Source organism: Paenibacillus sp. FSL R7-0333 (assembly GCF_038000365.1).
Taxonomy (GTDB): Bacteria; Bacillota; Bacilli; order Paenibacillales; family Paenibacillaceae; genus Paenibacillus_AQ; species Paenibacillus_AQ silagei.
In genome coordinates this window covers 5,746,177-5,770,043 of record NZ_JBBOBZ010000001.1, presented here as the reverse complement: position 1 = coordinate 5,770,043, position 23,867 = coordinate 5,746,177, and the positions used below count along the sequence as shown (strand labels likewise).

Annotated in this window: 23 protein-coding genes; all 23 read left to right on the top strand. The window is 41.5% G+C overall.

All coding sequences use genetic code 11. From position 1 onward, the window contains the following. Window positions 1–15 precede the first annotated feature (15 nt). The 23 genes from yihA (at window position 16) to rfbB (ending at window position 23,867) form a co-directional block, all read left to right on the top strand. The gene (yihA, locus tag MKY86_RS24345; protein ID WP_036726020.1) at window positions 16–681 is read left to right on the top strand and encodes a ribosome biogenesis GTP-binding protein YihA/YsxC; all 666 of its coding nucleotides are present in this window, start codon (window positions 16–18) and stop codon (window positions 679–681) included. Window positions 682–711: 30 nt separating this feature from the next. Next, a complete protein-coding gene (locus MKY86_RS24340) occupies window positions 712–1,299 on the top strand; it encodes a non-ribosomal peptide synthetase module (RefSeq protein WP_076079379.1) in 588 nt (195 codons plus the stop codon). Between the two features lie 101 nt (window positions 1,300–1,400). Then, window positions 1,401–2,183: a tyrosine-protein phosphatase gene (locus MKY86_RS24335; protein ID WP_076079380.1), complete on the top strand. Its 783-nt coding sequence runs from the start codon at window positions 1,401–1,403 to the stop codon at window positions 2,181–2,183. A gap of 86 nt (window positions 2,184–2,269) precedes the next feature. Beyond that, the gene (locus MKY86_RS24330; RefSeq protein ID WP_076079381.1) at window positions 2,270–4,294 is read left to right on the top strand and encodes an S-layer homology domain-containing protein; all 2,025 of its coding nucleotides are present in this window, start codon (window positions 2,270–2,272) and stop codon (window positions 4,292–4,294) included. 98 nt (window positions 4,295–4,392) lie between these two features. After that, window positions 4,393–5,169 (top strand): Wzz/FepE/Etk N-terminal domain-containing protein, encoded by a 777-nt coding sequence (locus MKY86_RS24325; RefSeq protein ID WP_083685094.1) that lies wholly within the window; start codon window positions 4,393–4,395, stop codon window positions 5,167–5,169. Next, entirely contained in the window at window positions 5,150–5,836 is a 687-nt protein-coding gene (locus MKY86_RS24320; RefSeq protein WP_076079383.1) for a CpsD/CapB family tyrosine-protein kinase, read from the top strand. The genes MKY86_RS24325 and MKY86_RS24320 overlap by 20 nt, the downstream gene beginning before the upstream one ends. A 41-nt stretch (window positions 5,837–5,877) precedes the next feature. Next, the gene (locus MKY86_RS24315; protein ID WP_076079384.1) at window positions 5,878–7,710 is read left to right on the top strand and encodes a polysaccharide biosynthesis protein; all 1,833 of its coding nucleotides are present in this window, start codon (window positions 5,878–5,880) and stop codon (window positions 7,708–7,710) included. Window positions 7,711–7,733: 23 nt separating this feature from the next. Continuing rightward, window positions 7,734–8,414: a hypothetical protein gene (locus MKY86_RS24310; protein WP_076079385.1), complete on the top strand. Its 681-nt coding sequence runs from the start codon at window positions 7,734–7,736 to the stop codon at window positions 8,412–8,414. A 2-nt stretch (window positions 8,415–8,416) separates the two neighbouring features. Continuing rightward, a complete protein-coding gene (locus MKY86_RS24305; protein ID WP_076079386.1) occupies window positions 8,417–9,469 on the top strand; it encodes a stalk domain-containing protein in 1,053 nt (350 codons plus the stop codon). 108 nt (window positions 9,470–9,577) lie between these two features. Next, entirely contained in the window at window positions 9,578–10,207 is a 630-nt protein-coding gene (locus MKY86_RS24300; RefSeq protein WP_076079387.1) for a sugar transferase, read from the top strand. Next, window positions 10,208–11,071, top strand: a complete 864-nt coding sequence (locus MKY86_RS24295; RefSeq protein WP_076079388.1) for an NAD-dependent epimerase/dehydratase family protein — start codon at window positions 10,208–10,210, stop codon at window positions 11,069–11,071. Window positions 11,072–11,087: 16 nt separating this feature from the next. Continuing rightward, the gene (locus MKY86_RS24290; protein WP_076079389.1) at window positions 11,088–12,197 is read left to right on the top strand and encodes a glycosyltransferase family 4 protein; all 1,110 of its coding nucleotides are present in this window, start codon (window positions 11,088–11,090) and stop codon (window positions 12,195–12,197) included. A gap of 39 nt (window positions 12,198–12,236) precedes the next feature. Further along, the gene (locus tag MKY86_RS24285) at window positions 12,237–13,352 is read left to right on the top strand and encodes a glycosyltransferase family 1 protein (protein WP_076079390.1); all 1,116 of its coding nucleotides are present in this window, start codon (window positions 12,237–12,239) and stop codon (window positions 13,350–13,352) included. Between the two features lie 2 nt (window positions 13,353–13,354). Further along, window positions 13,355–14,224 (top strand): glycosyltransferase, encoded by an 870-nt coding sequence (locus MKY86_RS24280; RefSeq protein WP_076079391.1) that lies wholly within the window; start codon window positions 13,355–13,357, stop codon window positions 14,222–14,224. A 25-nt stretch (window positions 14,225–14,249) separates the two neighbouring features. Next, on the top strand, window positions 14,250–15,326 hold the full coding sequence (locus MKY86_RS24275) for a glycosyltransferase WbsX family protein (protein WP_076079392.1): 1,077 nt from the start codon (window positions 14,250–14,252) through the stop codon (window positions 15,324–15,326). A 260-nt stretch (window positions 15,327–15,586) separates the two neighbouring features. Then, a complete protein-coding gene (locus tag MKY86_RS24270) occupies window positions 15,587–16,630 on the top strand; it encodes a hypothetical protein (protein WP_143803724.1) in 1,044 nt (347 codons plus the stop codon). Between the two features lie 93 nt (window positions 16,631–16,723). Further along, window positions 16,724–17,347, top strand: coding sequence for a CatB-related O-acetyltransferase (locus MKY86_RS24265; protein ID WP_340827544.1), 624 nt, complete (start codon window positions 16,724–16,726; stop codon window positions 17,345–17,347). Further along, entirely contained in the window at window positions 17,344–18,801 is a 1,458-nt protein-coding gene (locus MKY86_RS24260; protein ID WP_340827543.1) for an oligosaccharide flippase family protein, read from the top strand. Before MKY86_RS24265 ends, MKY86_RS24260 begins: the two co-directional genes overlap by 4 nt. Before the next feature lie 128 nt (window positions 18,802–18,929). Beyond that, window positions 18,930–20,279, top strand: a complete 1,350-nt coding sequence (locus MKY86_RS24255; RefSeq protein ID WP_076079394.1) for a UDP-glucose dehydrogenase family protein — start codon at window positions 18,930–18,932, stop codon at window positions 20,277–20,279. 45 nt (window positions 20,280–20,324) lie between these two features. Further along, a complete protein-coding gene (locus MKY86_RS24250) occupies window positions 20,325–21,350 on the top strand; it encodes a GDP-mannose 4,6-dehydratase (protein WP_076079395.1) in 1,026 nt (341 codons plus the stop codon). Between the two features lie 17 nt (window positions 21,351–21,367). Further along, a complete protein-coding gene (gene rfbA, locus MKY86_RS24245; protein WP_076079396.1) occupies window positions 21,368–22,246 on the top strand; it encodes a glucose-1-phosphate thymidylyltransferase RfbA in 879 nt (292 codons plus the stop codon). A 20-nt stretch (window positions 22,247–22,266) separates the two neighbouring features. Continuing rightward, the gene (rfbC, locus tag MKY86_RS24240; protein WP_076079397.1) at window positions 22,267–22,827 is read left to right on the top strand and encodes a dTDP-4-dehydrorhamnose 3,5-epimerase; all 561 of its coding nucleotides are present in this window, start codon (window positions 22,267–22,269) and stop codon (window positions 22,825–22,827) included. 44 nt (window positions 22,828–22,871) lie between these two features. Then, window positions 22,872–23,867: a dTDP-glucose 4,6-dehydratase gene (gene rfbB, locus MKY86_RS24235; RefSeq protein WP_076079398.1), complete on the top strand. Its 996-nt coding sequence runs from the start codon at window positions 22,872–22,874 to the stop codon at window positions 23,865–23,867.

Below are 23,867 nucleotides of genomic sequence, written 5' to 3'. Positions count from 1 at the left end.
TAGAAAGGAAGTCTTATGAAAGTTAACAACGCCGAATTTATTATCAGCGCCGTAGGCCCTGACCAATACCCTGTGGATGCCTTGCCGGAGATTGCTCTGGCAGGGCGCTCCAATGTAGGGAAGTCCTCTCTGATCAACCGCATGATTAACCGCAAGAATCTGGCCCGCACCAGTTCTACGCCGGGCAAGACGCAGCATATGAACTATTATCTTGTGAATGAGAGCATGTATTTCGTTGACTTCCCGGGCTATGGCTACGCCAAGGTCTCGAAGACACAGCGCGCCTCCTGGGGCAAAATGGTCGAGAAGTACATGGCGGAGCGCGAGACGCTGAAGATGGTCCTGCTTGTCGTGGATCTGCGCCACCCGCCGACGGCCAATGACAAGATGATGTTTGACTGGCTGAAGCACTACGATCTGCCGCTCTGCGTAGTGGCTACCAAAGCGGACAAAATTCCGAAGACCCGCTGGCCGAAGCATATCAAGGTAATGAAGCAGGAGCTCGGTGTGCTGCCGGGAGACAGCTTCATTGCGTATTCATCAGAAATTGGACTTGGCAAAGACGAATTATGGGAACTTATAGATAGACATACTCTACCCACCGAAGAAGAGCTTCCGGCAGAACCGGATGATCAGGATTCCGGGGATGAACCGCAGCACGAAGCGCCTTCCGAGACTTAAGGGTTTGTCATTAAGAATTGAGGGATGTTTATGGCTCAGCGTCTGGCGATGGAATATGTGAATGCAACGATGCAAATGACCGAATTTCAGCTGAACCAGTTTCTGTTGACCGCGGATACCAGCTATATCAGTCACCGTGTGAAGGTACTAGGCGCGGGCGAACAGGAGATTGTGCTGGAGGAGGCCGGAGGCGAGGAGGTCCATCTGTCTTTTGAACGCAAAGGCGGCATCTATATGGGTTCCTTGTCCTGCAGGGTGGTGAATCCTCATCTGATTAATGCAGTCCGCAAACTATTCTTCATGTATAAGGGCACGGGGACCGTAAACCGGATTTATAAGGATCTTACAATGATGTACTACTATGAAGGCGGCTCGGTACGCCGGATCTCGGAAGTGAGGCCGGGCGGCACCAAGCTGATCTATCAGCATAAATATTCAGTGGCAGAGATGCTGGCTGTCTACAAGCGTCAGGACGTAGAATGTGAGATTGAGCAGCTCCGGCAAGAGATTGATAGACTGCTCGATATGCGCAACCGTAGTCAGCAAGAGGCAGTGATTAATGAAGTCGATAAGAGACTTGCTGAGGCGGCCGGCCGGCTGTTCCGACTGGAAGCATAAATGATATTGTTTTAAAATTTGGCAATCATTTCCTAGTGAAATGGTTGTATTTTTTTGCGAAAACTATACATATCCTCTACGAAAGGACCGATAAACAACATATGATAGATATCCATAGCCACATTCTACCCTTCATGGATGACGGAGCCGCTGATTACGACGCCGCTCTCGCCATGGCGCTTGACGCCCATAACGATGGTATTACAACTGTAGTGGCTACCCCCCACCATGCGAACGGAGTCTATATGAATCCGGCCCCGGAGATTGAAGCGGCGGTGCGGGTGCTGAATGCGAAGCTGCAGGAGGCAGGCAATCCGCTGGTCGTGCTGCCGGGGCAGGAGATCCGGATCTACGGAGAGCTGCTCGATGATCTGGAGCGCGGACAACTGCTGACGCTTGCCGGTTCCCGCTATATTTTGCTGGAGATGCCCTCTTCGCGGGTGCCCCGCACGATGGAAGAGACCTGCCATGAGCTGGTCATCCAGGGCATGGTGCCGGTTATCGCCCACCCGGAGCGCAATGCGGAGGTTACTGCCGATCCGTCCAAGCTGCTGCGTTTAATAGAGCTTGGTGCCCTGGGACAGGTAACCGCACAGAGTATGGCCGGCGTCTTCGGGAGTAAGCTGCAGAAGCTGTCGCTCGAATTATGCCGCCAGCATGCCGTGCATATTATTGCATCAGATGCGCATGATTCTGTGCATCGTCCCTTTGGATTAAGCGAAGCTTATGGAGTGGTGCAGCGGGAATTAGGAGAAGATTCAGTCGACTTTTTTCAGCAAAATGCGCGCGATATCCTTGCAAATAAAGAGATTATTCGAGTTAATTCTATTCAATCTAACAGCAAACTTCATAGATTGTTCGGATTTTTTTCTCGTAAAGGGTGACCTTCTGTGTCATTAATGGTAGAATGGGTATTACTGGATTCTTGCACTATTATTAATACAAATACATACCAAGAGGTGGATGACAAGTGACTTTGAAGAAAAAATTAGCAGTATCTACACTAGCAGTAAGCATGGCAGCGGCATCCGTTGCCGGATTCCCGTTCAGCAGCAAGGGGCTGGCTGAACATTTTGGAGTGAGTACAGCTTCCGCAGCAGCGGCAACTAATGCAGAAGTGAAGGCGAAGGTTGAGAAGATTTATGCTCAGCTTACAGAAAAAGAGAGACAAGCGCTTCTTGCTTATGAGCAGGAAGCAGGAAATATCACCGCTGGAACTTTCGAACAGATATTCAAGCCAGTGCTGGACAAGCTAGCCTTAGATCCTGCTGATGTGGTAACTGCCCATGAAGCTTTCAAGAGTGTATCCAGTGTAGTCTATGATGTCTATGACAAGGATTACACTGCAATTAAGGATATCCGTTACAATGTGGATAACGTGGCCCTGTTGAAGAAGATTGCGGACAAGGCTGGCGTAAAGAATCTTACAGCTGACGATTTCACTAAATTCCTGTTCAGCATTGAAGCTGAACTTGGCGCAATGATCAGCAATAAGTCCAAGACTGATTTGTTGAACCTGATCGCTAATGCTTCTAGCAAGGATGAGGTTCTGAATACATTGCTGGATGAAGCCATTACCAAGGTTCTGAATCACAACACAGTTGAGGGTGGCCTGACCGTAAGCCAGGTTGTGTACAACCTTAACATTACTCCTGGAGATATTAAGCTCAGTCTGAAGAACCTGAAGGATACCCTTCCGACCGCCCGGCCAGCAGTGGAAGCCCTCGCTTTAGCTTATGTGAGAGCTTACATCAACGATGGCGGAACTACTGAGCCTGGAACCCCTGGCGGCAACAATGGCGGAAACGGCGGTGGTGGCGGCGGCACAGTAACAACTCCAGTTACGAATCCTACAGCTACACCAGGTCTGTACGATGTATCTAAGCTAGTAACGGTTGTAGGCGACAAAGCAACCCTGAAGCTTGTAGATGCTGACGTACTGAAAGCCTTCGATGCACTGGTTGCTGCCAATGCCGGTAAGACAGGTCTTACCCTTACCCTGGACCTGGGTACAGTAAATGCGGCAACGGTAGAAGTGCCATTGTCCAAAGCAATCATCGAAGCAGCCAAGGCGAAAGGCATTGCCAACATCGCCATTACCTTCAACGGCTTGACCGTAACGATTCCGGTAGGACAGTTCAGTGAAGCTATTGCACTGACCACTTCGACTGTAGCAGATACAACTGTAACTTCCTTGTCCAGCATGAAGCTGGCATCCAGCGTATATGACTTCGAACTGACTGTGGGCGGTGTGGTTACAACCACTTTCAAGGAGCCAATCATCATCAAGCTGCCGCTTAAGAATACAGAAGGCCTTGACCGTGAACTGCTGTCCGTTGCGAAGGTAGTCTACGAAGAACTGCAATACCAGGGTGGTGTTGTAGACGGCGAACATATCATTGAACCGCGTCCTGTCTTCTCTTCCTATGCTGTACTGGAGAACAAAGTCAGCTTCAAGGATATTGCCAGTGTACAAGCCTGGGCTGGAAGACAGATTTCAGTCGTAGCAGCCAAGGGCGCTATTGAAGGCGTAGGCAACGGCAACTTTGCTCCGAAGAACAATGTAACCCGTGCAGAATTCGCCAAGATGCTGATCCGCGCACTGAACCTGGAGAACAACTCCGCGAAGCAGAGCTTCGGCGATGTAAGCTCCACTGCCTGGTATGCTCCTTACGTAGCTGTTGCTGCTGAGAAGGGAATCATTACTGGACGCAGTGCAGCCCAGTTCGATCCTAATGCAACGATTACCCGTGCGGAAATGGCAACGATGATTGCCCGTGCCGTGAAGTCGCAGAAGCCAGATGCTGCAACTAGTGTCAGCTCCCTGAGCCAGTTCTCCGATGCAGGCAAGATCGCTGCTTCCCTGAAAGACGGAGTAGCCTTCGCTGCCAGCAATAATCTGGTTATCGGTAACGCCGGCAAGTTTAATCCCAACAACACAGCTACACGTGCTGAAGCTGCAGTTATTATCTACCGTACGATCAACTTCAAGTAAGTAAATAGTATTGTGGAGAGCCTCCTCTCGTCGTTTAGAGAGGAGGCACTTTTTTAGGATATAGGGTATAAGAATTTACAGCTTGGAGGGAAATGCACTTGTCAGCACAAGAATTGGATTTGCGCGATTATTTCCAGATTGTCAGGAAGAGACTGTGGATGATTATCAGCATTGTTATCGTGGCTTGTGTTCTTGCCGGGATCTACAGCTTATATATCAAGAATCCGGTCTATGAAGCTTCAACGAAGATCATTGTTAATCAGACGCCTACCCAAGCTACGGCAGCACAGCTGGATCTGAATCAGATCAATACCAACATTCAGCTGATCAATACGTACAAGGAAATTATCAAGACTCCGGCGATCCTCGATGTTGTGGCTAAGAACTACCCGCAGTTCGGGATTACGGCAGAGGAAATGCTGAAGAAGGTTAACGTGAGTTCTGTAAATAATACGCAGGTGATGACACTTGTCGTTCGAGATAATTCATACCAGAGAGCCGCAGAGATCGTGAATGCCATATCACTTGTATTTAAGCAGGAGATTCCGTCCTTGTTCAACGTACAGAATGTGTCCATCCTCAACGAAGCCAAGCTTAATCCGCCAGTTGCACCAGGACCGGTAGAGCCGAATGTGGTCATGAACCTCGCCATTGCTTTTATCGTATCCCTGATGATTGGTCTGGGGATTGCCTTCCTGCTGGAGTATCTCGATGATACGCTGAAGACAGAAGACGACATTAAGAAATACCTTGGACTTCCGACTATAGCTATGATTACCCGCCTGGGCCAGGAAGAGACCAAGACCACCGGGCAGCAGGTTCAGACACAGAGCAGAAAGGCGGGGGAACTCGAGCATGTCACAGCAGCCAAATAAACAACGCCATCTGATCACCGTGACCAACCCGCGTTCGCCGGTATCCGAAGCCTTTCGGGCACTGCGCACGAACATAGATTTCTCCTCTGTAGATGAACATATCCAGATTATTATGGTCACTTCTTCCGGACCGGAGGAAGGAAAGTCTACCGTTACTGCTAACCTGGCCGCTGCGTACGCGCAAGCGGATAAGAAGGTGCTGCTGATCGACGGTGACTTGCGTAAGCCTACAGCGCATAAGACTTTTACACTGAGTAACCGGTATGGGTTGTCCTCCTTGCTCTCGCAGCAGGCGAATCTGTCCGATGTGATTCAGGAATCCGGTGTGAACAACCTGTATCTGATGACATCTGGCCCGATTCCTCCGAATCCCGCTGAGATGATGGCCTCCAACCGGATGAGTGCGGTGCTGCAGGAGCTGCGTCAATTATATGATGTGATTCTGATTGATACTCCGCCGCTATTGGCCGTTACAGATGCACAGATTGTTGCCTCCAAGAGTGATGGCGTAATCATGGTGGTCAGCTACGGTAAGGTGAAGCGCGATATTGCCGCTAAGGCCAAGGACAATCTGGACCGGGTCGGGGCTAGGATGCTGGGCGTGGTCCTTAACAACGTGAAGCGCAAGGCCAGTGAAGGCTATTACTATTACTACTATGGCAATTGAATTGTTTAATAGATAAAATGTTATTTTTGGAGGCACTGAAAATGACAGCGAAAACCAGAGTGTTGGTATTATTCATGATCGATGTTGCGATCATATGGTTCAGCATCGTGACGTCCTACCTGTTCCGGTTCTACAATGAGATTCCGCCGGAATATGTGGTACAGATGATCGTGTTCGGTGTAATCTCCACGGTGGCCATCGGGGGAAGCCTGGTCTATTTCGGACTCTACCGCAGAATGTGGCAATATGCCAGTATTAACGAGATTATATCGGTTCTCAAAGCTATTGTAGTAGGAGCGGTGTTATCTTACGCTGCCGCATATCTGATCCTGCCCGAGCGCGTGCCATTCAGCATAGAAGTCCGATCGATGGAGACGGTTCTGCTGCTGGTGGGGGGCGTCCGTTTCTTCTGGAGAGTCTTCCGCAGTGACCGGAGCAATAATAAAAATACTGAGCTTCATACGCTTATTGTCGGGGCCGGAGATTGCGGAATCCTGATTGCCAAAGAACTGACGGGACCTTCCTTCGCGGGCACCCGGCTGGTTGGATTCATTGATGACAGTGCAGATAAGTATCACCTGTCCATTCTGGGTGTACCTGTACTGGGTAACCGTTATGATATTCCGCGGATTGTGAAGGAGAAGGAGATTCACGAGATTATTATCGCGATGCCCTCGGTCTCCAGAACCCAAATATCCGAGATTATTAATCTGGCCAAGGCTACAGGTGCGAAGCTGAAGATTATTCCGGCACTGAATGACCTGATTGCTGGTAAGATCTCTGTCAAGAAGCTCCGCGATGTCAGCGTAGAAGACCTTCTGGGCCGTGAGCCGATTGTTGCAGACATGAACAGTATTCTGGGCTATGTTCATAACAAGACCGTACTGGTAACGGGCGCAGGCGGTTCGATCGGATCAGAGCTATGCCGCCAGATCGCTCCTTTTGCACCGGACAAGCTGTTAATTCTGGGACACGGCGAGAACAGTATCTATACGATTGAGATGGAGCTGCGCAAGAGCTTCCCTTACCTGGAGATCGTGACCGTAATTGCTGATATTCAGGACCGCACCCGGTTAATGGATGTATTCCAGAGCTACAAGCCGCAGGTGGTCTTTCATGCAGCAGCACATAAGCACGTTCCTCTGATGGAGCGCAACCCTTCCGAGGCCATCAAGAATAATGTCTTCGGGACCCGCAATGTAGCCGACTGTGCAGACATGTATGGTGCAGAGCGCTTCGTGATGATCTCGTCCGACAAGGCCGTGAACCCTACCAGCGTCATGGGAGCCACGAAGCGGATTGCCGAGATGTATGTGCAGAGTCTCAATGTAACAAGCCCTACCAAGTTCTCTGCGGTACGCTTCGGTAACGTACTAGGCAGCCGGGGCAGTGTCATTCCCGCCTTCAAGCAACAGATTGCCGCCGGTGGGCCTGTCACCGTAACGCATCCCGAGATGGTCCGTTACTTCATGACTATTCCCGAGGCGGTTCAACTGGTGATCCAGTCCGGTTCCTTCGCGAATGGCGGAGAAGTATTTGTCCTGGATATGGGAGCACCAGTTAGGATCCTGACTCTGGCCGAGGACTTAATCACACTGTCCGGTTACGAGCCTTACAAGGACATCGACATCACCTTCTCAGGCATCCGTGAAGGCGAGAAGCTGTATGAAGAACTGTTGACCGATGAGGAGAACCTGGGTTCCACTCAGCATGACCGGATCTTCATCGGCAGACCTAATGTCATCACCCGGAGCCAGATGGAGCTAGAATTCAAACGGTTAGAACGGGTTATCACCGAAGATGCGGAAGCTATCCGTGAAGTGATTAACCAGATCGTACCGATGCAGCCAGTGATCCAGGCAGCCATTAGCTAATTAGAGATGTGGAGGTACCTGAAGTGAAAAGATGGAAAAAAGTATTGATCTGGACGCTGTCGGTCATCGTGGTGTTAGGAGTTGGCGGACTATTCGCGGCCAATTATGCTGTCGACAAGCTGATGAATTCTATGGCAGGCGGCTTCGATGTGGAAGCTGGCAATACGCCCAGTGTCCCTCAAGGACAAGTGATTGATCCAGTGGTAGCAGATAGCGACCCGTCTACGGAGCCAGCAGCTTCCGTTGATCCGGCTTCAAGCGCTGCACCAGATAGTACGCCTGCAACCAGCGGGACCGGAAATCAGACTGCTAGTGGTAAGGACAAGCCTGCCAATACAGATAAGCCTGCAAGCACTCCGGCTCCAACACCTGCGGGTGTGGATGGACTAGCCCATATTTCAACGGATAAGGCCAAGGAAGTTCAAGAGAACGTAACGATCACAGATAAAGCGAATGTGGCAGGCATCGTAGCCAAGCAGCTCAGTGTATCAGATATTAAGAGATTGCAAGAGTTAGCCCAAGGCGGACTAACCAATGAAGAGAAGCGGGAAGCCCGCAGTATTATCCTCGGCAAGGTCACGGAAGAGCAGTATAACGAATTAGCTCAGATTGCCAAGAAGTACGGCGTCAGCCAAGGCAAGACCCGGGATCAGATCCTGGCTGAAGAAGAAAAGCTTAAAGCCCAAGAAAAAGGAAGTGAATAGGCATGTTCAAAATCAAGATTCCAGCAGCAGCACTTCTGAGCGTAGCCTTAATGGGCTGTGAACCCCTGACAGCATCGGCTCCGGTTACCACCGTAGCGGCAGCTACTCCTGTAGCGACTGCAACAGCAGCGCCTCTCAAGGCGTCCAATTCTATCAAAGTACAGAATGTGGATGTAACCATGCTATTCGATGGTGTAGCACTACAGCCGCCGGCTGGACAACATGTGTTCATGTACAATAACACTACCTATGTCCCTTTGCGCTTCATGTCGTATGCCCTGCAGAAGAGCGTGAGCTGGGATGCCAAGAATCTGAAGGTAACCGTAGCGGAGCCAAGCAGCTCAGAGATGGTAGTCATCAAGGAATACCTGATGAATGCGACTTCCAGTCCTTCTTTTACAGCCAAGAATATTACCCTGAACAACGTTAATGCAAGTTATGTATTTAGCGGGAGCACTAAGGCGTTGCCAGCAGGCCAGTCCAGTTATCTGCTGAACGGCTCGATCTATGTCCCTCTAAGATTCTTATCGGAATCTGTAGGAAATTCCATTAGCTGGAATCCGAAAACAAAGACCATTACAGCAAATTCCAAGAACTACGAAGAAAATACGGCTTCTGCGAAACCAACCGACAAGGGTCCTAGCCCATCTGCAAGTGCAACACCGGCACCAGCAGCAACTCCAACAGCTGAACCAGGTGGAGCAGCAGGCGGTTCAGGATCGGCAGGAACAGGGTCCGGTAAGGTTTCTTATGAGAGTATTACCAGTGAGACCGAAGCGAAGCTGAGCGCGCTACAGGCACAGAGTACATCTACATTGTTAGCAATTGCCTTTGAATATGTGGGTGCTACAGATGCAGCAACCAAGCAAAGTATCAAGGCCAAAGGGCTAGAGCAACTAGCTTCTTTCAAAGCCTCATTTAACAGTATAATTGCTGACGCTGAACAAAAACTAAACACTAATGGATATAGCACAGCTATTATTGCTCAGTATAGAGCGGCCTTCGAGGCTGATCTGGATAAGGGAAGAGCTATCGCTGAGGGTATGGGGAAATAATAGATTTAAAAAAGTATCAATATCAGAACAAACATGGTTTACAGTTGTAGGATGCATTCTATTCAACCGTAGCTGTAAACCATAGTATCTCAAGGACAAGGTGAATGTATGAAGCCTTATATGATCGTCAAACAAACTTTAGATTTCATATTGGCTCTAATCGGAATGCTCCTGTTATGGCCTTTTTTCTTGATTATCGCCATGGTGATCAAGTCTACATCTAAAGGACCTGTTCTATTCCGGCAAAAGCGGTTAGGCAGGAACAAGAAAGAATTCTATATTCTCAAGTTCAGAACGATGCGGACAGATACACCAAGTGATATGCCTACACATCTGCTACAAGATCCTGATTTCTTCATTACCAAAGTAGGCAAATTCCTCAGGAAGACAAGCCTCGATGAGCTTCCTCAGATTATAAATATTCTCAAAGGCGACATGAGCATAGTAGGCCCGCGTCCTGCGCTGTGGAACCAGTATGACCTGATCGCAGAGCGGGACAAGTATGGAGCGAATAATATTAAGCCTGGGCTTACCGGGTGGGCGCAGGTTAATGGGCGAGATGAGCTACCGAACGAAGTGAAGGCTAAGCTTGATGGAGAGTACACACGGAGAATCTCTGTAGGATTGGATCTTAAAGTATTCTGCATGACGATCCTCAGTGTGCTGAAGTCAGATGGGGTTAGAGAAGGCGCAGTGAGCACAGAAGCACCCCCCAACACCAAAGGAGCCTCGTTATAAATGGAGAAGAAAAGAATTCTTATCACAGGTAAGGGGAGTTATGTAGGTACAAGCTTTATCAACTGGGTAAAGCAATGGCCTGAGCAATACGAGGTTGAAGAGTTGTCTGTAAGAGGCGAGGCTTGGAGAAAACATGACTTCTCAGCTTATGATGTTGTACTGCATGTAGCTGGTATAGCGCATGTGTCGACTGATCCAAGCATGGAACAGGAGTACTATAGAGTTAATCGGGATTTAACGATAGAAGTAGCTAGTAAGGCAAAGCAAGATGGGGTAAGGCAGTTTATTTTTATGAGTAGTATTATTGTGTACGGTTCAGACGGTAAGATTGGTGAGGAGAAAATAATTTATGAGTATACCGTTCCTAATCCTAACGATTTTTATGGAAGAAGTAAACTTGAAGCAGATGTTGCTATCCAAAAGTTGAATAGTCTCCACTTCAAAGTAGTTTCTGTGAGAATACCTATGGTATACGGACCGAATTGTAAGGGGAATTTCCCTAAATTAAAATTGTTAGCTGGAAAACTTCCCATATTTCCAGATATCCAAAATCAAAGAAGTATGATCTTTGTTAGTAATCTATGTGAATTTCTAAGAATAACTATTGACAGAGAATTAATAGGAATGTTTTTTCCGCAAAATAAAGAATATGTATGCACAACTGAAATTATCAGAATTATGGCTTCTACAATGAATAAAAACGTAAGGCTAGTGAAAATTTTCAATCCAACATTAAAAATAATGTCTAGCAAAATAAACTTTGTTAATAAAATATTTGGGAACAAGACTTACGATCAGGCGCTTATTCCACCGTTTGATTATTGTGTAACGGGGTTTGAAGAATCTATAAAAATAAGCATGTAATTAGGTGGAGAATTTGATGAAGAAAAAAATACTGTTATTAGGTAATCATGGATTTGTAATATACAATTTTCGAAAGGAATTAATACAAGAGCTTTTAAGGCAAGATTATGAGGTTTACATCTCTTTACCATACGATGAAAAAGTAGATATTATGGTTAGCTGGGGCTGTAAGTTCATTGAAACTAAAGTAGATAGAAGAGGTACTAATCCCTTTGCAGACTTAAAATTGATTCTTCATTATATTAAAATTCTTAAGACAATTAAACCCGATGTTGTACTTACCTATACCATAAAACCTAATCTATATGGTGGACTTGCTTGCAGAATTTTGGGAATCCCATGTGTAAACAACATTACTGGATTGGGAAGTGGTTTTGGGCATAACTCTATGCTTAAAAGTTTCTTATCTTTGCTCTACAAGGTGAGTTTGAAAAAATCATATTGTGTGTTCTTTCAAAATACTGAAGACCGCAATACACTATTGAAAAGTGGGATTATTAGAAGCAATCATGAGTTAATTCCTGGTTCGGGAGTCAACCTGAAAGAATTTGAATATAAAACTTTCCCTCCAGAAGAGCAAGATACGACTTTTATATTTATTGGTAGAATTATGAAGGATAAGGGGATAGACCAATACTTAGAGGCAGCAAAAATAATTAAGGAAAAGTATCCGATGACAACATTTAATGTCATTGGATTCATTGAAACAACACATCCCCATTATAACGAAATGATTAAGGAATACAGTGAACAAGGATACATAACCTATTGTGGATATCAATCAAATGTTAAACCCTATATTGAACAAGCCCATTGTATTATACAAGCCTCGCATGGAGGAGAGGGATTATCAAATGTATTGTTAGAAACAGCAGCTACAGGCCGTGCACTGATTGCTTCTGATATTCCAGGATGTCGGGAAACTATTAACGAGGGAAGTAATGGATTTACATTCAAAGCAAAAGAAACAAATGACTTAGTAGTTAAATTGGAGAAATTTATAAATTTATCATATATAGAGAAAGTGCAAATGGGTAAAGAGTCTCGATTGAAAGTGGAGAAAGAATTCGATCGGAGATTAGTTGTCGATATTTACCTTAAGAAAATTATGAAAATTACAAATTGAATTTTTTGTCTATTAGCAGTAAGACATAGGAGATTGATTATGAACGATGCAATAAGAGTGCTGCATGTATTTGGAAGTTTAAATAGAGGTGGCGCTGAAACGATGATTATGAATATTTATCGTAAAATTAACCGCTCAAGAATACAATTTGATTTCATAGTGCATACAAATGAAAAAGGTGAATATGAAAAAGAAATTGAAGAGTTAGGAGGTAAAATATATAGAATACCAAGATACTTAGGCAAAAATCATATTAATTATATTTTTGCTTGGAATAAGTTTATAAAAACTCATTGTGAATATAAAATTATACATGGTCATGTTAGAAGTACAGCGTCAATTTATTTGAATATCGCAAAAAAAAATGGGATTATCACAATTGCACATAGTCATAACACCTCCTCTGGGAGAGGGATATCAGCTATTGTGAAAAACGTAATGCAATATCCTATTAGATATTCTGCGGATTATTTTTTTGCTTGTTCAAAAGAAGCAGGAGTTTGGCTATTTGGGAAAAAGATATTAAAAAGTGAGAATTACTTTATCCTTAAAAATGCTGTGGATAGTGAAAAATTTGATTTTAGCAATGAAACGAGAATAGAATACAGAAAAAAATTAAGTCTCTTAGACAACTTTGTTATCGGACATGTGGGAAGGTTCCACCCACAAAAGAATCATGAATTCCTAATAGAGGTATTTTATGAAGCATATAAGCTAAATCCTAGTACTAGATTGATGCTTGTAGGGGATGGTCCTTTAAAGGAATATATTAAAGACAAAGCAGATAAGTTAGGTGTTTTAGATAAAATATTGTTTATTGGCAGTACTCCTCATGTAGCAGAATTAATGCAAGCAATGGATGCTTTTGTTTTTCCTTCATTATATGAAGGTTTAGGAATTGTAATAATTGAAGCGCAGGCAACAGGATTAATGTGTATCGCTGCGGATACAATTCCTAGTGATACAGATATTTCAGGGAAGATTCGATTCCTTCCTTTGAATAATTCTTCCTCTCATTGGGCGAAACAAGTAATAGACTCGCCTACTTATAAAAGAGAGAATTTAAGAAAAGAAATTATTAAATCAGGTTATGATATTAAACAAACTTCAATGTGGTTACAAAAATTCTATTTGGATAAAGCTGGGGTGCACTAAGTTTGCTTAAATATGCTGGTATTGTTGTGCTGTATAATCCGGAAGAATCTTCGGTTAAAGATAACATTGAAACATATATCCATATTATAGATAAGTTATACGTTATTGATAATTCGACATGTGTAAATGCTAATCTTAAAGAGATTATTTGCCTTAATGATAAAATTGAATATATTAGTTTGGGAGGAAATAAGGGATTAGCAAAAGCTTTAAGAATAGGTTGCGAACTAATTAAAAAAGAGGGATTTGATTATGTTCTAACAATGGATCAAGATTCGTATTTTCAAGGCGATTCAGCAAGATATCTTATTGACTTTATTGAAAATTCTAAAGATCATTATGCAATTGTCGCCTCTAATGCAATATCGATATATGTCGATGAACAATCGAACGAAACTAAAATTGCGTATACTGAGCTTTCTGAGGAGAATAAAGTATGTAATTGGGTTATGACTTCTGGGAGTATGATGTGCTTAAATGATTACTCAATGACTACTGGTTTTGATGAATCGTTATTTATAGCTCATATAGATATTGATATTTGCATACAGTTTCATTTACTCGGTAAGAAAATAATTAAAATAAGAGATTCAAAGCTTTTTCAAACATTTGGGAATTCGAAGCCCAGGAGACTTTTATGGAAAACTGTTCACCCGTCTTTTGCAAATCCAAATAGAACTTACTATATATTTAGAAATCAAAAATACTTAGAAAATAAATTCCCAAATCAAAAAAAATATATTGGTGTGAATTTATATAAGTTCATAATAAAAATTCTTTGTTTTGAAGATCGGAAATTCCAGAAACTAAGCATGGCAATTAAAGGTTACAGAGATGCTAAAAAGGGCATTATGGGTGAATGTAGATTCTAAAACATAAGGAGTGTTGTAGGGAAATATGGCAAATATATTAGCAATGTATCTACCGCAATTTCATGAAATACCTGAAAATAATGAATGGTGGGGAAAAGGTCATACAGAGTGGGAAAGTTGTAAAAAAGCTAAGCCTTTATTTAAAGGGCAAAACCAGCCAAGAGTTCCTCTTGAAAATAATTATTATAACCTTTTAGATATGGAAGCTCAAATTAACCAAGCAAAAATTGCTAAAGAGTATGGCGTTTACGGATTTTGTTATTATCATTATTGGTTCTCTGGAAAGCAGTTACTTGAACAACCTATTAGCAATATGTTGAAAAATAAAAAAATAGATTTGCCTTTTTGTGTTTCATGGGCTAATCATTCTTGGTCAAATAGTACTGCTAGGAAAAATCGTACAATTCTTATTGAGCAAAAATACGGAACTGAAAAAGATTGGATAGAGCACTTTGATTATTTGAAAAAACTATTCAAAGATGATAGATATATTAAAGTAAATGGCAAGCCTATGATTGTTATATATGATGCTGTCAATATAGGTTGTTGGGATGAAATGAAGCTTACATGGGATAGATTGGCTTTAGAAAATGGATGGAATGGACTTTATTATGTTACAACTTTAAAACATGAAGTGGATGTTCAATTTTCATGTGAAAAAAAGTTTGATGCACAATTTGAATATCAACCAACATTCGCTTTAGCAAAAGCCCGGAAATTTGATTATGCTAAATGGTATAACATTAAGAGACTTATTTGCAAAGATGCACTAAATATTCCGTGTAGGGTTAGTTATGACAAGGTTTGGAGTAGAATAGGGCTACAAACACCAAATAATGGTGTGAAAACTTTTTTAGGGGCCTATAATGACTGGGATACAACTGCAAGATGGGGGAAAAAAGGGATCGTTCACATAGGAGCCTCCCCTCTTAAATTCAAGGAATATTTAAAAAGACAACTAGAAAGAAGCAAGAATTTCAAAACTGAGTTTATTTTTATTACCGCATGGAATGAATGGAGCGAGGGTGCTTATTTAGAGCCTGATGAGAAAAATGGTTACTCTTATCTAGAGGCTATTAAAGAATGTATCAATGAAAATTAAACTTAGGATAAAATAATTATTCAACTAAAAAAATAGGGTTTACAACCTGAAATTTCTTTAATTTGAATTGGATTTTTTATCACTTTATATTGTCAAGAAACTCGGAAATTAAAAGGTGACTATTAATGCTGAAGAAAATATATACATGTATAATACTTCTATTTGTACCTTTAACAATATACAAAATTAATATAATGACGTTCACATTAGCCGATTCTTTATTACTATGTATCTCGCCCATACTCTTGATTAATAAGCTAATGACTAAAAGGAAAAAATCTGTTAATAAAAAAATAATATTAATAGCCTTCGGGATTTTACTGCATCTAATAATATTAGTACCATTTGGTTCAATTGTATTGCAAAATGATACTGTTTTGAGGACTTTACGATATATATCATATTTATTGTTTGTAGGCATGTTTGCCCGTAATTACTTTGATGTTCAGTTAGGAATGAAATTACTAAAATATATATCAGTATTCTCTTCTGTTTTTTTAATTATCCAATTCATATTATTAAACAATGCAAATTATTATTTGTCGGGATTTATTCCAGGGTTACCACTTTCTATCGAATCAATGCATGAATTGGGGAGACAATACATATTGGGATTTGCTAGAAGACCAACTTCGATTTTTCAAGAACCTGCTCATTTTGCAAGTTATGTACTTTTGTATTTTGGAATAGCATTATTTAGCGATAATAAAAAAGATAAGTTTGGTTTAATCGTGATTGGTATAGCTCTTATTTTGTCAGGCTCTTCAACAGGGATATTAATAGCAATTGGACTAGTTGTACTGTGGTTGGGGAGACTGCTAAAGCAGGTTAATGACATCAAAAAAGTTATTAACATTTTTATGATAATTTTATTTTTAATGATATGTTTTTGGATGTTTACTAAAACACAGATTTTCAATAGTTTTATGGATAGAACATTTGCGAGTAAAACAGCTACCACTGGGAGATTTGGGAACTATGTAGATGTTTTCAGTAATCCATATTTGAATAAAGTTGAAAGGATTTTTGGACATGGTATGGTACGATTTGAAGAATATATCCCTACTATTCCAAGAATCTATTTTTATTTTGGAACTAGTGGTTTGTTTTTATTTATTTTATATAGTTTAAAAACTTTTTTGAAAAAACAAGGTTATAGTAGGGTTTCTTTGTTAATACTTCTGGTCTCAACATTAGGGACAGAGATTGCCTTTGGGAGTTTTATAGTTATGTATTTATCATTTATTATTGAAACCAAAAAGTTAGTCAGGGTTGAAGAAGATAATATCGCTTTTCTTAATTAAGTAAGAGGCTTTTAAAATTACAATGATTATTTTTGTAATGAGGCATATCAAGGGCAACTAATAAACATATTTTTGATAAAAGTGGTGATCGATTTGATAAAAGAGCTACTGATGCCTATAAACAAGCATTTCAAATTAGTCTTGTTTAATAGGAAATGGAGAAGCAAAAATAAAAATAATTACACAGTCGCAAAAACTATATTTCCGATCAACGATATTGAGGTTGGTAATTACACTTATGGTGATTTAAATATTACTGCTTTTAATAGTGACGGGAAGTTGACTATTGGAAACTTTTGTTCTTTAGCTAAAGATGTTCAATTTCTATTATGTGGTGAACATAATTATAAAACATTTTCTACCTATCCATTTAGATCACAATTGTTAAAACAAAAAGAGGCATTTAGTAAAGGTAATATTAGTATTGGCGATGATGTTTGGATTGGTCAAGGTAGTTTTATTATGTCTGGTGTTAAAGTTGGACAGGGTGCTGTTATTGCTGCTGGTTCAATAGTGTCGAAAGATATTCCTCCCTATGCAATTTTTGGAGGGGGGAGAATAATTAAATTTAGATTTTCTGAAGATATTATTAATAAATTGTTACAAATTGATTTTAAAAAATTGAATGAAATTACAATAATAGATAACATGGAATTCTTATATACAGAATTAAATTCGGATATGCTGAAAAATAAATTAATTTTGGATCTTATATGATATATAAAAAGAAGAGTATTAGTCGAAAATCATTGAGGTTTTTTAAAGATTTTTCATATGCAGTATCTTCAAATTTAATATCTTTACTTATCTCAACTTTAGTAGTTTTAATTGTACCAAGAATGATAGGAGTCGAAGATTATGGTTACTGGCAATTGTATTTATTCTATACGTCATATGTAGGGTTCTTACAATTTGGATGGAATGACGGAATATACTTACGCTATGGAGGCAATGAGTATGAAAATTTAAATAAAGGAGTTTTCTCTGCACAATTTTGGTTATTGTTTATTTCGCAAACGGTAATTGCTATAATTATTATTTTCTTATCTTCTTATTTGATTAATGATGTTGATAGGAAATTTATACTATTAATGACGGCTCTATGTTTAATAGTAGTGGGTGTTAGAGCAATGCCTCTCTTTATACTACAAGCTACAAATAAAATTAAAGAATTTGCTCAGATCACCATTATAGGAAGGGTTTTGTATTTTGTTTTAATATTTTCTTTTTTACTACTTGGTATTAATGAATTTAGAATAATGATTTATGCTGATTTACTTGGCAAATTAGTTTCATTGTTATATGCCATGTATTGTTGTAAGGATATTATCTTTCATAAATTTCATTCTTTAAGGATTATTTTCAGAGAAATAACAACTAATATTAATGTTGGTATCAATCTTATGTTTGCGAATATTGCAAGTTTGTTAATATTAGGTGTTGTTAGGTTTGGTATAGAACACTCTTGGGATGTATCAACTTTCGGTAAAGTATCGCTTACATTAAGTATATCAAATATGATGATGATTTTTATAAATGCAGTGGGAATAGTTCTTTTTCCTGTTTTAAGAAGAGTTAATCAAAACAAATTAAATAAAATTTACGTCACAATTAGTCCATTACTAATGACTATATTTTTAGGATTATTAATAAGTTATTATCCCCTAAAAATAATTCTTAATTCTTGGTTAACAGAATATTCAGATAGTATACTGTACATGGCTTTGGTCTTTCCAATGTTTGTATATGAAGGGAAAATGGCGCTTTTAATAAATACGTATCTTAAAACTCTAAGAAAAGAAAAATTGATGCTACAAATAAACTTGATTTCTTTAGGTTTAAGTGTCCTATTAACCCTCCTTTCTACAATAATATTAAAAAATCTAACACTCGCAATACTATCTATAGTGGTTATCTTGGCCTTCAGAACTATACTTGCCGAGTGGTATTTATCAAAAATCCTTTCAATATCAATTTTTAAAAATGTTGTTTTAGAATCAATTATTATCTTTATGTTTATTGTAATTGGTTGGTTTGGCGGAGTAACACATTCATTATTTCCAGTTGTTTTCTACAGTTTTATTTACGTGTTATACTTATTTGTTAATCGGAAAGAGTTATTTCAGGCTGCCAAAGACATTAAACTTATTATAAATAATGGAGATTTTTAAATTGGGATATGTCTCATGTGATACTTTGAACTTTTATAAACTTGTAGTTTAAATTCCTTTTGTTATATTAATATTCTATCAAAATTGTTGATTTTTTTGAATTTGAATGTGAAGGATGGCATATCAATATGTTTAATATCGCAGTAGCCGGAACTGGCTACGTCGGCTTAGTAGCCGGCGTATGCTTCGCAGAAGTAGGCCATCAAGTCGTATGTGTAGATATTGATGAAGATAAGGTTCAGCTTATGAAATCTGGAGTTTCGCCCATATATGAAGCTGATCTCGAAGAACTTATGCAGAAGAATTACGCTGCTGGAAGAATCGATTACACTACTAATTATGCTGAAGCATATAAAAATGCAGATGCTATTTTTATAGGTGTAGGTACGCCTGAACAGCCGGATGGATCAGCCAATCTATCATACATAGCAACTGTTGCCAGACAAATTGCAGAAACTATAGAGAAGGATTGTTTGGTTGTAGTGAAATCTACAGTTCCAGTTGGAACTAATGATAAGGTAGAACAATTCATTCACGATTTCTTGCCACATAATGGTGAAGAACTGATTGGTAATGGAATTGGACAGAAGATCAGAGTAGAAGTGGCCTCTAATCCTGAATTTCTTGCTCAAGGTACAGCGGTCAAGGACACCCTACAAGCAGCAAGGATTATTATTGGAACTGAAAGTAAATGGGCAGAAGATATTTTAATGCGCATTTATGAGCCCTTCAATATCCCTATTGTTCCTGTAAGACGTAGATCGGCAGAGATGATCAAGTATGCGTCCAATGACTTTTTGGCATTGAAAATATCTTACATGAATGATATCGCCAATCTCTGTGAGTTAGTAGGTGCCGATATCCAGGATGTTGCCAGAGGTATGTCTTTTGATGAGCGCATCGGCAGCAAATTCTTAAATGCAGGCATCGGATACGGGGGAAGCTGCTTTCCGAAGGACACGAAGGCTCTGGAGTATCTTGCCCGGCAACATGGGTATGAGCTTAAGACAGTCAAGGCTGCTATAGATGTGAATACTAGTCAAAAGACCGTTCTATTTAAGAAGGCATCTAAAAGGCTGATTACCTTTAATGGCCTAAAAGTGGCAGTGCTGGGACTTACCTTTAAACCAGGAACAGATGATTTAAGAGAGGCTGCTTCACTAGAGAATATCCCCTTATTACTAGAACAAGGTGCAGATATTTATGCATATGATCCTGTGGGAAAAGAAAATTTTGCTCAAAAGTATCCTGAAGGTATCCATGGAATTGGAAAGATCCACTATGTTGAGAATATTGATGAAGCACTTAATGGCGCCAATGTCTGCTTCATTATGACCGAATGGGCATCAATTAAGGCTGTCTCACCTGTAGAGTTTAAAAAGCTGATGAGAACACCACTGCTTTATGATGGCAGAAACATTTTCAATGTTGATGAGATGAGAGAAGCAGGTATTGAATACTACTCTATCGGGAGGTAATCAGCCTTTGCATAAATCCATATAAATATAGAGGAGACGAGTTAGTTGGACTATATTCCTTTAGACACAGAGCAGAAATACTTAGTAACCGGAGTAGCAGGTTTTATAGGATCAAGTTTAGCTAAAAAACTTCTTGAACACGGGTGTGAGGTCATTGGTATCGATAATATCAATGATTATTATGATATCAATCTAAAGTACACACGGCTTGAGCAACTTACACCTTATGAGGATTTTAGCTTTATTAAAGGTGATATTGCTGATAAAGAATTGATATTAAGTCTATTTGAAGAGCATAAGCCCAACATTGTCATTAATCTGGCAGCTCAAGCTGGAGTTAGACATTCCATAGATAATCCGGATGTATACATTCAGAGTAACGTTGTAGGTTTTTTTAATATCCTTGAAGCTTGTAGATATAATCCCGTCAATCATCTGGTATACGCCTCATCCAGTTCTATTTATGGTTCGAATGAGAAGGTCCCGTTTGAAGAAACGGATGTAGTAGATCATCCAGAATCTTTATATGCTGCTACTAAGAAATCGAATGAATTAATGGCGTATACCTATAGTCACCTCTATAAAATACCAACAACAGCCCTGCGCTTTTTTACTGTCTATGGTCCATTAGGGAGACCGGATATGGCTTACTTCGGATTTACCCAGAAATACTTTAATGGAGAACCGATAAGAATATTTAATAACGGAGATTTCAACCATGATTTGTATCGTGACTTTACATACATTGATGATATTGTTGAAGGGATTCGCAGAATTCTGAGTAAGGCTCCTGAGGATGCTGTACCACATAAGATTTTTAACATAGGTAATAACAATCCTGAGAAGCTGATGTTCTTCATAGAGACCTTAGAGAAGTGTTTAGGGAAGAGTCTGGGCAGAGAGGTTGAATTTAATAAAATATTTGAACCCATCAAACCTGGAGATGTACCAGCAACCTATGCATCTACTGAGCTATTGCAAGCCGCGGTGGGGTTTAAGCCGAGCACATCTATTGAAGAAGGATTGCAGAAATTTACTGACTGGTATGTTAAATATTATGAAGCCAAATAATAAGTGAGGTGAACCTTATGAAAGGCATAATCCTAGCCGGAGGCTCCGGCACCCGGCTCTATCCATTAACCATGGTCACCAGTAAGCAGCTGCTGCCTGTTTACGACAAGCCCATGATTTATTACCCCTTATCCACCTTAATGCTCGCGGGGATTAGAGACATTCTTATCATCTCCACACCTGAGGATACTCCAAGATTTGAGAGTCTTTTGGGGGATGGCTCTCAGTTCGGCATTTCCCTACAATACATAGTTCAACCTAGTCCTGACGGTTTAGCTCAGGCTTTTATTTTGGGCGAATCGTTCATTGGGAATGACTCTGTGGCTATGATTCTTGGCGATAATATTTATTATGGGAATGGCATTCGTAAGATGCTTCAGCGTGCTTCCGGGAAGGCGCAGGGGGCGACTGTGTTTGGGTATCATGTCCATGATCCGGAACGGTTCGGTGTGGTGGAGTTCAATGATGAAGGCAAGGTACTGAGTGTGGAAGAGAAGCCGGTACAGCCTAAGTCTAATTATGCGATTACGGGTCTCTACTTCTATGATAACCGTGTTGTGGAGATTGCCAAGAACGTGCAGCCTTCTTCCCGGGGTGAACTTGAGATCACTTCTATTAATGAAGCATATCTTAAGATGGGAGAACTGGATGTGGAACTCCTGGGCCGCGGCTTTACCTGGCTAGATACGGGGACTCATCAGAGTCTGGTGGATGCCACTAATTTTGTCCGGACGATTGAAGATCATCAGGGGATTAAGATTGCCGCGCTCGAAGAGATTGCATATATTAACGGATGGATTACGAAGGAGCACCTGCTCCATTGCGGGCAGAAGCTGAGCAAGACGGGCTACGGGCAGTACCTGATCAAGGTTGCTACCGGGAAAATTCAATATTAAGCAGTAGAGGTGTAGAGGATATGAAGTTAACAGAAACAGCGCTTCCAGGCGTGTATATAGTTGAACCTGCGGTATTTGGGGACCACCGGGGATGGTTCATGGAGACGTTCAGTGATGCGAAGTTCAGGGAGAATGGGATCGATATTGCTTTTGTACAGGATAATCAGTCCTATTCTGCGGTTAAGGGCACCTTGCGCGGCCTGCATTATCAGCTCAATCCCAAAGCTCAGACCAAGCTGGTGCGTTGCACCCGTGGGGTCATCTTCGATGTGGCCGTGGATGTCAGAGCAGGCAGTCCCGCTTACGGCAAGTGGTTCGGTGTTGAACTAAGCGCAGAGAATAAGAAGCAACTGCTCATTCCCAAAGGGTTCGCCCACGGGTTCATGACGCTGACCGAGGATGTTGAAGTTCAGTATAAGTGTGATGAGCTGTATGCTCCAGACTGTGATGGCGGCATTCTCTGGAATGATCCGGCTATCGGGATTGAGTGGCCCCTCCACGTTACCCCCATTCTCTCCGGCAAAGACGAGCAGGCTCCGTTGCTGCAAGATGCTGTTCTGAATTTTACCTGTACTCCCTGAAGCAGGTCGAAATCAAATTGAATGATTCTGAGGTGTAATAATTGATGAATAGAAAGAAATTGCTGGTTACCGGAGGTGCCGGTTTCATTGGCGGGAATTTCGTGCAGTACATGATCGATAAGTACTCTGATTACGATGTCTATAACCTGGATCTGTTGACCTATGCGGGTGATCTCTCCAAGCACAAGGAGATTGAAGATCGGGAGAACTACCACTTCATCCAGGCGGATATTGCTGACCGTGAGGCTGTTCAGTCACTTTTTGCAAAAGAGCGATTTGATTATGTGGTTCATTTCGCAGCCGAGAGTCATGTGGACCGCTCTATTACCGATCCGGCGGTATTCGTCCGCACGAATGTGATGGGAACCCAGGTGCTGCTGGATGCTTCCCGTGCTATTGGAATGACTAAGTTCGTTCATGTGTCTACGGATGAAGTGTATGGTGAGCTGGACTGGGACCCTACGGTATTCTTCACGGAAGAGACGCCATTGCAGCCTAATAGTCCTTATAGTGCCAGCAAAGCGTCGTCCGATCTGTTAGTCCGTGCGTATCACGAGACCTTCGGCTTGCCGATGAACATTACCCGTTGCTCTAATAATTATGGCCCATACCACTTCCCCGAGAAGCTCATTCCTCTTACGATCTCTAAGGTCCTGAATGAACAGAAGGTTCCTGTTTATGGAGATGGTGCGAATATCCGGGATTGGCTGCATGTGTGGGATCATTGTGCTGCGATTGACCTGGTGCTGCATAAGGGCGTAAGCGGTGAGGTGTACAACGTAGGCGGGCATAATGAACGCACCAATCTTGAGGTTGTGAAGACGATTATTCATACTTTGGGGAAATCCGAGGATTTGATTGAATTCGTTACCGACCGGCTGGGTCATGATAAACGTTATGCGATTGATCCGGCTAAGCTGGAGAGATTGGGCTGGAAGCCTACGTATACGTTCGAGACCGGGATCGCCCAGACCATCCAGTGGTATACCGAGAATGCACAGTGGTGGGAACAGATTCTTAGCGGCGAGTACCGGAATTAG

Excerpts from the sequence above, each read along its gene's own strand:
- yihA (WP_036726020.1), top strand. The coding sequence starts at position 16 with ATGAAAGTTAACAACGCCGAATTTATTATCAGCGCCGTAGGCCCTGAC.
- MKY86_RS24340 (WP_076079379.1), top strand. The coding sequence starts at position 712 with ATGGCTCAGCGTCTGGCGATGGAATATGTGAATGCAACGATGCAAATG.
- MKY86_RS24335 (WP_076079380.1), top strand. The coding sequence starts at position 1,401 with ATGATAGATATCCATAGCCACATTCTACCCTTCATGGATGACGGAGCC.
- MKY86_RS24320 (WP_076079383.1), top strand. The coding sequence starts at position 5,150 with ATGTCACAGCAGCCAAATAAACAACGCCATCTGATCACCGTGACCAAC.
- MKY86_RS24315 (WP_076079384.1), top strand. The coding sequence starts at position 5,878 with ATGACAGCGAAAACCAGAGTGTTGGTATTATTCATGATCGATGTTGCG.
- MKY86_RS24305 (WP_076079386.1), top strand. The coding sequence starts at position 8,417 with ATGTTCAAAATCAAGATTCCAGCAGCAGCACTTCTGAGCGTAGCCTTA.
- MKY86_RS24300 (WP_076079387.1), top strand. The coding sequence starts at position 9,578 with ATGAAGCCTTATATGATCGTCAAACAAACTTTAGATTTCATATTGGCT.
- MKY86_RS24295 (WP_076079388.1), top strand. The coding sequence starts at position 10,208 with ATGGAGAAGAAAAGAATTCTTATCACAGGTAAGGGGAGTTATGTAGGT.
- MKY86_RS24290 (WP_076079389.1), top strand. The coding sequence starts at position 11,088 with ATGAAGAAAAAAATACTGTTATTAGGTAATCATGGATTTGTAATATAC.
- MKY86_RS24285 (WP_076079390.1), top strand. The coding sequence starts at position 12,237 with ATGAACGATGCAATAAGAGTGCTGCATGTATTTGGAAGTTTAAATAGA.
- MKY86_RS24275 (WP_076079392.1), top strand. The coding sequence starts at position 14,250 with ATGGCAAATATATTAGCAATGTATCTACCGCAATTTCATGAAATACCT.
- MKY86_RS24270 (WP_143803724.1), top strand. The coding sequence starts at position 15,587 with ATGACTAAAAGGAAAAAATCTGTTAATAAAAAAATAATATTAATAGCC.
- MKY86_RS24260 (WP_340827543.1), top strand. The coding sequence starts at position 17,344 with ATGATATATAAAAAGAAGAGTATTAGTCGAAAATCATTGAGGTTTTTT.
- MKY86_RS24255 (WP_076079394.1), top strand. The coding sequence starts at position 18,930 with ATGTTTAATATCGCAGTAGCCGGAACTGGCTACGTCGGCTTAGTAGCC.
- rfbA (WP_076079396.1), top strand. The coding sequence starts at position 21,368 with ATGAAAGGCATAATCCTAGCCGGAGGCTCCGGCACCCGGCTCTATCCA.
- rfbC (WP_076079397.1), top strand. The coding sequence starts at position 22,267 with ATGAAGTTAACAGAAACAGCGCTTCCAGGCGTGTATATAGTTGAACCT.
- rfbB (WP_076079398.1), top strand. The coding sequence starts at position 22,872 with ATGAATAGAAAGAAATTGCTGGTTACCGGAGGTGCCGGTTTCATTGGC.